General features: G+C 70.7%; 4 protein-coding genes. 2 read left to right on the plus strand and 2 right to left on the minus strand.

Annotated elements, in window-relative coordinates:
- Nucleotides 1-28 precede the first annotated feature (28 nt).
- Nucleotides 29-328 (minus strand): hypothetical protein, encoded by a 300-nt coding sequence (locus tag BST11_RS26390; RefSeq protein ID WP_083141121.1) that lies wholly within the window; start codon nucleotides 326-328, stop codon nucleotides 29-31.
- A gap of 244 nt (nucleotides 329-572) precedes the next feature.
- Entirely contained in the window at nucleotides 573-3,881 is a 3,309-nt protein-coding gene (locus tag BST11_RS26395; protein ID WP_083141122.1) for an error-prone DNA polymerase, read from the minus strand.
- A gap of 65 nt (nucleotides 3,882-3,946) precedes the next feature.
- Here BST11_RS26395 and otsB point away from each other — a divergent pair, with 65 nt between their 5' ends.
- Nucleotides 3,947-5,032 (plus strand): trehalose-phosphatase, encoded by a 1,086-nt coding sequence (gene otsB, locus BST11_RS26400; protein ID WP_083141123.1) that lies wholly within the window; start codon nucleotides 3,947-3,949, stop codon nucleotides 5,030-5,032.
- Between the two features lie 120 nt (nucleotides 5,033-5,152).
- Nucleotides 5,153-6,076, plus strand: a 924-nt coding sequence (locus tag BST11_RS26405) for a PE family protein (RefSeq protein WP_142276599.1), incomplete at its 3' end; no start/stop codon positions are given.

Below are 6,076 nucleotides of genomic sequence, written 5' to 3' on the forward strand. Positions count from 1 at the left end.
AAACCTGGCTGGTCGGCCCCCAGTTCTACTACGACTGCGTCGGCGGCGGGCCGGGGAGGGGTTCGTCGCCGCCGACGCAGTCGTAGTAGAACTGGGGGCCGACCAGCCAGGTTTTCATCCACTGGTGCCAAAACGACCCGTCGGGGTACTTCTCGCCGTCGCACACGGCCAAATTGCCGTAACCCCAGCGACCACCCGGGCAGAAGCCTTTCGTCATGTCCGGCATGTGCGGGTCGGGCGGATCAGCGCTGGCAACCGCGGGAGAAAGAACAAGCGCCGCAGCACAACCCAGTGCCGCAGCGCCATAACGAGCGAGCGTGAACTTCATTCGGCCTCCCTTGAAACATTGAACCAACGCTGAGCCGCGGCCATGAGGCGCAGGCGGACGAACCTTTTCGAGAGCAACCTGGAGTCCGGTTCGTTCTGATCAAGAGCAGCCATTCACGCACCAGTCTGTAAGGCGCAACCGTCTTTTCGAGAGGCTACGACGCGCTTTTCGACAGTCTACGATGCGGCGGATCAGCAATGTCAACTCGGGCAACGGAAATCAATTTGGTTTCTTATTCACGTTTCTAACGGAAATCGCGGGACCTCGAATCCACGCTCAGGGTGATCCGGCCCAACCGCTCGGCCACGACGGTGACTGCGCCGCTGGCGTTTTGGACCTGGCCGCACACCAGCAGCGCCGCCGCCGTGTTGGCCAGCTTGCGATGCCGCGCCCACACCCCCGGCGTGCAGAGCACGTTGACCATCCCGGTCTCGTCCTCGAGGTTGAGGAACGTCACCCCTTGGGCCGTGCCGGGCCGCTGCCGGTGGGTCACCGCGCCGGCGATCAGCACGCGGTCGCCGTCGGGCACGGAAAGCAGTGCCTCGGCGGGCACCACGCCCAGCGCGTCCAAATCCGAACGGAGGAACTGCGTCGGATAGCTGTCCGGGGAGACGCCGGTGGCCCACACGTCGGCGGCGGCCAGCTCCAGCTCGCTCATCCCCGGCAGCGCCGGAATGTGCGACCCATCAGCACCGTGGGCCCCCACGCCGGGCAACCGGTCCGGGCGTTGGGTGGCCGCGGCCCCGGCCGCCCACAGTCCCTCGCGCCGGGACATGCCGAAGCAGGCCAGCGCCCCGGCCGTGGCCAGCGCCTCGGCCTGCGGCACGCTCAACTGCAGCCGGGACGTCAAGTCCAGCAGGGAGGCGAACGGGCCGTTGGCTTTTCGTTCCTCGACCAGTTGCCCGGCGAGGTCGTCGCCGATGTGGCGAACGGCGCCCAGCCCGAGGCGAACCTCCGTGCCGCCGTTCTCGAGGGTGGCGTGCGCCAGGCTGGCGTTGACGTCCGGGCCGCGCACCACCACGCCGTGCCGGCGTGCGTCGGCCACCAGCGACTGGGGCGAGTAGAAACCCATCGGCTGCGCGCGCAGCAGCGCCGCGCAGAACGCCGCCGGGTGGTGCAGCTTGAACCACGACGAGTAGAACACCAGCGACGCGAAGGACAACGCGTGGCTTTCGGGGAAGCCGAAATTGGCGAACGCTTCCAGCTTTTCGTAGGTGCGGTCGATCACCTCGTCGGCGGCGCCGTGCAGCGCGCGCATGCCGTCGTAGAACCTGCCCCGGAGCCGCCGCATCCGCTCGGCCGAACGCTTGGAGCCCATCGCGCGCCGCAGTTGGTCGGCCTCGGCCGCTGAGAAGCCCGCGCAGTCGACGGCGAGCTGCATCAACTGTTCCTGAAAGAGCGGCACCCCCAATGTCTTTCGCAGCGCCGGTTCCATGGACGGGTGGTCGTAGACGACCGGGTCCAGGCCGTTGCGCCGCCGAATGTAGGGGTGCACCGACCCGCCCTGGATGGGGCCGGGGCGGATCAGCGCGACCTCCACCACCAGGTCGTAGAAGATGCGCGGCCGCAGCCTCGGCAGGGTGGCCATCTGCGCGCGCGACTCCACCTGGAACACGCCGACGGAATCGGCGCGCGAGAGCATCTCGTACACCGCGGGCTCGGTGAGGTCGAGCCGGGCCAGGTCCACCTCGATGCCCTTGTGCTCGGCCACCAGGTCGATGGCGTAGTGCAGGGCCGAGAGCATGCCCAGCCCGAGCAGGTCGAATTTCACCAAACCGATTGCCGCGCAGTCGTCCTTGTCCCACTGCAACACGCTGCGGTTCTCCATGCGGGCCCACTCCACCGGGCACACGTCGGCGATCGGGCGGTCGCAGATCACCATGCCGCCGGAATGAATGCCCATGTGCCGCGGCAGGTTCCGGATCTGCGTGGCCAGCTCGATGACCTGCTCGGGAATGCCCTCGACATCGGCAGAATCAGCGAGGCCGTTCCAGGTGCTGATCTGCTTGCTCCACGCGTCCTGCTGTCCCTGCGAGAAGCCCAGCGCGCGGGCCATGTCGCGCACCGCGATCCGCCCCCGGTAGGTGATGACGTTGGCGACCTGGGCGGCGTAGTCGCGGCCGTATTTGTCGTAGACGTACTGGATGACCTTTTCGCGCTGGTCGGACTCGATGTCCATGTCGATGTCGGGCGGCCCGTCGCGCGCCGGCGACAGGAAGCGCTCGAACAGCAGCTCGTTGGCCACCGGGTCGACCGCGGTGACGCCGAGCGCGTAGCAGACCGCGGAATTGGCCGCCGATCCCCTGCCCTGGCACAGGATGTTGTTGTCCCGGCAGAACCGGGCGATGTCGTGCACAACCAGGAAGTAACCCGGGAACTGCAGCTGCGCAATCACTTTCAGTTCGTGCTCGATCTGGGAGTACGCGCGCGGCGCTGATTCGGGGAGCCCGTAGCGCTCGCGCGCCCCGGCCATGGTCAGCCGGCGCAGCCAGCTGTCCTCGGTGGAGCCCGCGGGTACATCCGGGTACGGCGGCAGCTGCGGGGCGATCAGCGCCAGCCCGAACGCGCACTGCTCGCCGAGCTCGGCGGCCGCGGTCACCGCGTCGGGCCGCTGCGCGAACAGCCGGGCCATCTCCTCGCCGGAGCGCAGATGCGAACCCCCCAGCGGGGCCAGCCACCCGGCGGCGGCATCCAGCGACTGCCGCGCCCGGATGGCGCCCATCGCCATGGCCAGCCGGCGCCGCGACGGGTGGGCGAAATGGGCACCGGTGGTGGCGACGACGCCGACGCCGAAGCGCGGGGCCAGCGCGGCCAGCGCCGCGTTGCGTTCGTCGTCCAGCGGCTGGCCGTGATGGGTCAGCTCGACGCTGACCCGTCCGGCACCGAACCGGTCCACCAGGTCGGCCAGGGCCCGCTCCGCCGCATCCGGCCCTCCGTCGGAAAGCGCGTGGCGCACATGGCCTTTGCGACACCCGGTGAGGATGTGCCAGTGCCCGCCCGCCGCCTCGGTCAGCGCGTCGATGTCGTAGCGCGGCTTGCCCTTCTCCCCGCCGGCCAGGTGCGCCGCGGCCAGTTGCCGCGACAGCCGTCGGTAACCTTCGGGGCCGCGGGCCAGCACCAGCAGGTGCGGGCCGGCCGGATCCGGCGTCTCGGTGCGGGCCTCGCCGCCCAGCGACAGCTCGGCGCCGAATACGGTGCGCAGCTCGAGTTCGGCGGCCGCCTCGGCGAACCGCACCGCCCCGTACAGCCCGTCGTGGTCGGTGAGCGCCAGGGCGCGCAAACCCAGCCGGGCAGCCTCCTCGACCAGCTCCTCCGGGGTGCTGGCCCCGTCGAGGAAGCTGAACGCCGAATGCGCGTGCAACTCGGCATAGGCAACGGAAGGAGCGGCCGGCGAGCGGGCCGCCCGGGTGTCGCCCGGCGGCCGGTACGACGCGCGCTTGCGCGACAACGGTGCGTCCTCCGGAAGTTCCGGCGGCGCGCCGGCGTGGCGCGGCTTGCCGTCGAGCACCCGCTCCATTTCCGCCCAGCTCGGCGGTCCATTAAACCAACCCATACCAGCCCACAACCCGCAGTCTATCGAATGTATGTTCGATACCATAGTCCTGGGAAGGTTGGTGGATGCCGGTCACCATCGACCCGCGCCGCCACGACGCGGTGCTGCTCGACGCCGCCGTGACGCCCCCTCCGACGCTGGCCCGGGAACTGAGCGAAGCCGGCGTCGGCACCGGTGTCTTCGAGTCGGGCGATGAGCTTGCCGCGGCGGCCGAGCGGCTAGCGGTGCGGCCGGGCCGGTGTGCCGTGATCACCGCCGACGAGGCGTCCATTCGAGCCGCGCGGGACGGGGGCTTTGCGTTGGTCGTCACCGACGCGGGTGAGGTCGCCGTGCGCGCCGGGGACCGTCGCATGTCCCAGCTGCCCGATGCCGCGCAGGCGCTCGGCCTGCTGGCCGACCGGACACCGGCGGTGTTCTACGACTTCGACGGCACGCTGTCGGACATCGTCGACGATCCCGACGCGGCGCGCCCCGTCGACGGTGCGGTCGCGGCGCTGCGAAGCCTGGCCGCGCAATGCCCGGTCGCGGTGCTGTCCGGCCGCGACCTCGCCGACGTGACAACGCGTCTCGGCGTTCCCGGCATCTGGTATGCCGGCAGCCACGGTTTCGAGCTGACCGCGCCCGACGGCACACACCACCAAAACGAGGACGCGGCGGCGGCCATACCGGTGCTGGCACAGGCGGCCGCCGAGCTGCGCGACCGGCTCGGGTCGATTCGCGGAGTAGTGGTGGAGCACAAGCGGTTTGGCGTTGCGGTCCACTACCGCAACGCCGCGCGCGATCGGGTCGGCGAGGTGGCCGCGGCGGTGCGCGCGGCGGGCCGGCGCGACGAACTCCGGGTGACGACGGGCCGCGAAGTCATCGAGCTGCGCCCGGATATCGACTGGGACAAGGGGAAAACCCTGCGCTGGGTGATGAACCACCTGCGCGAGGCCGGCGCGGGTCCGCTGCTGCCGGTCTATCTCGGCGACGACATCACCGACGAGGACGCCTTCGACGCGATCGCCCACGACGGCGTCCCAATCCTGGTGCGGCACAACGAGGACGGCGATCGCGCCACCGCCGCCCGGTTCGCCCTGGACAGGCCCGCGCTCGTCGCCGAGTTCACCGAGCGCCTCGCGCGGCGGCTAAGGGACGCGCGCGTGGATTAACACCCGACCGTTGGTCATCAGACTCCGGGTCATTTCCTGCGAACTGCCTGTAAAATTTGCGAAATTCCGGCAATCGGTACGCACTGGCGCTAAGCTTCGCGCCGACCCGGGAGGTCAGACATGTCCTTTGTCATCGCTTCGCCTGACATCGTGGCGTCGGCGGCCACCGACTTGGCCGGAATCCGGTCGGCGCTCAGCGCGGCAAACGCGGCGGCCCTGGCCCCGACGGCCCAGATCCAGGCGGCGGCCTCCGACGAGGTGTCAGCCGCGGTTTCGGCGCTGTTCGGCGAGTACGGCCAGGCCTACCAAACGCTCAGCGCGCAGGCGTCGGCGTTCCACGACCGATTCGCAGGTCTGCTGAACGGCGCCGGCCTCTCCTACGCGGTCTCCGAGGCCGCCAACGCGTCGCCTCTAACGCCCTTGCAGACCCTCGAGCAGGACGCGCTCAACGCGATCAACGCGCCCACCGAGGCGCTGCTCGGGCGCCCCTTGATCGGCAACGGTGCCGACGGCACCGCGGCCAGCCCGAACGGTCAGCCCGCTGGACTGCTGTACGGCAACGGCGGCAACGGCTTCTCGCAGCCGACGGGCTCCGGCCTCAATGGCGGTAACGGCGGAGCCGCCGGGTTGATCGGCAGCGGCGGTGCCGGCGGCAACGGCGGAACGGCCGGCGCCGTAGGCGGTGCCGGCGGCAGCGGCGGCTCGGGGGGCAACGCCTGGCTGTGGGGCAACGGCGGCGCCGCCGGAAGCGGGGCGAGCGGCGCGAACGGCAACGGCAGCACTCCCGGGGGCAGCGGCGGAGCCGGTGGCCTGGGCGGCAATGCCGGCTTGCTGGCGGGCATCGCCGGAAGCGGTGGCAACGGGGGCGGCGCCGGCAGCGGCCTCAACAGCACGACCAGTTCGGTCGGCGGTGCGGGCGGGGCCGGCGGTCACGCCGGGCTGTTCGGCCCCGGCGGGAGCGGTGGCGCCGGCGGCATGGGTGGGCTGAACAACCAAACCGGTTTGTCCGGCGGCGCTGGGGGCGCGGGCGGCGCCGGCGGGGGT

Origin of the sequence: Mycobacterium alsense (genome assembly GCF_002086635.1) — a bacterium.
GTDB lineage: Bacteria > Actinomycetota > Actinomycetes > Mycobacteriales > Mycobacteriaceae > Mycobacterium > Mycobacterium alsense.